The organism is Undibacterium sp. JH2W (genome assembly GCF_049340425.1).
GTDB lineage: Bacteria > Pseudomonadota > Gammaproteobacteria > Burkholderiales > Burkholderiaceae_D > Undibacterium.
In genome coordinates this window covers 1-255 of record NZ_JBMPOT010000106.1, presented here as the reverse complement: position 1 = coordinate 255, position 255 = coordinate 1, and the positions used below count along the sequence as shown (strand labels likewise).

Below are 255 nucleotides of genomic sequence, written 5' to 3'. Positions count from 1 at the left end.
AAGATACCCGTCATTATGCAAAAGGAGTGGGGGCGCGTGCCAAGACTGACAACGTCGATGCCATGCTCATTGCCCGTTACCTGGCACATGAAGTCAAGGAGCTGCGTCGCTATGAACCTGCTACGCCCGAGCAACGCACAATGGATGAGTTGCTTAAACGCAGGGCTAAAATTGTTTCCCTGAAGACCGCATTCCGCCTGACCTGTGATGGAGCGCCGTCACTGAAAGTGAAATCAGCCAAGCTTTTAGATAACT

1 protein-coding gene is annotated in these 255 nt (G+C 51.8%); it reads left to right on the top strand.

Translation table 11 applies throughout. The features are described from left to right. The coding region (locus tag ACO0LC_RS29325) for an IS110 family transposase (RefSeq protein ID WP_423009811.1) at positions 1 to 255 on the top strand (255 nt) is incomplete at both ends.